The sequence below is a fragment of the Kitasatospora sp. NPDC004799 genome, assembly GCF_040609095.1.
GTDB lineage: Bacteria > Actinomycetota > Actinomycetes > Streptomycetales > Streptomycetaceae > Kitasatospora.
This window is the reverse complement of record NZ_JBEXJK010000830.1, coordinates 1-1,147: the sequence shown is the minus strand read 5'-3', so window position 1 is coordinate 1,147 and position 1,147 is coordinate 1. Positions and strand designations below refer to the sequence as shown.

Here is a 1,147-nt window from a genome sequence, read left to right as displayed (position 1 = left end):
GTGGCGTTGAGGTCGCCGTGCACCCTGTGGATGTACGCGGTGGCGTCGATGTTGACGATGTCGCCGTCCTGGAGCACGGTCGAGTCCGGGATGCCAACGGCCGCCCCCCGGTCTGGCAGGTCGGGCAGTACTGCAACGAGGAGTCCGCGAACGACACCTCGCGAATGGTGTCCCCGCACACCGGACAGGGCTGCCCGGTCCGCCCGTGCACCCGCAGCCCGAGCTTCTTCTCCGCCTTCAGCTCCCCCGCCGCCAGCCCGCGCGAGCGCTCCACCGCCTCCCGCAACGTACCCCCGAGCGCCTCGTACAGCCGGGCCACCTCCTCCTCCCCCAGGCTCGCGGCCTGCTTGTACGGCGACATCCGCGCCGCGTGCAGCACCTCGTCCGAATAGGCGTTGCCCACCCCCGCCAGCACGCTCTGGTCCCGCAGCACCCCCTTGATCCGCCGCCGGTCGCCCCGCAACAACGCCGCGAACTCCGCGAGCCCGAACGCCGGATCCAACGGATCCGGCCCGAGCCTGGCCACCCCCGGCACCTCCCCCGGATCCCGCACCACGTACACCGCCAACCCCTTCTTCGACCCCGCCTCCGTGAGGTCGAACCCGTCCCCCGCCTCCCCCGCCAACCGCACCCGCAACGCCAACGGATTGCGCGGCCCCGGCCGCGGCGGCTCCTCGGGCAGCCCCTCCTTCCACCGCAACCACCCCGCCCGCGCCAGGTGCACCACCAGGTGCAACCCCCCGACCTCGATGTCCAGGAACTTCCCCCGCCTCCCCACCGCCCCCACCGTCCGCCCCTCCAACGCCCCCACCGGCGGGTCGTACGTCTTCAACGCACTGATCGCCACCGGCTGCACCCGAGCCACCACCCGCCCCACCAACCGCTCCGACAAAAACCCACACAACGCCTCAACCTCGGGCAACTCCGGCATGCCCCCAGTCTCCCCCGCCCCACCCCCACCCGACCACCCAACAGCGACCACCCACCCACCTACCTCTCCCCGCGAGAGGGACGCGCTGCGGGCGGGGGTGGCGCAGGGGGTGGGTGCGGAGAGGGGCGTGGCGGGTGATTTTCAGACTGCCAACGGCGGCTGCTCCCCACCCACCCATCGGCAGTCTGAAAATCATCCAGCCCCCGCAGCACCCAC

General features: G+C 72.3%; 1 protein-coding gene. It reads right to left on the bottom strand.

The window, feature by feature from the left end; translation table 11 throughout:
- Positions 1-931 (bottom strand): DNA-formamidopyrimidine glycosylase family protein (locus tag ABZW03_RS41120; RefSeq protein ID WP_355270031.1); only part of this gene is annotated, 931 nt, incomplete at its 3' end.
- Positions 932-1,147 lie beyond the last annotated feature (216 nt).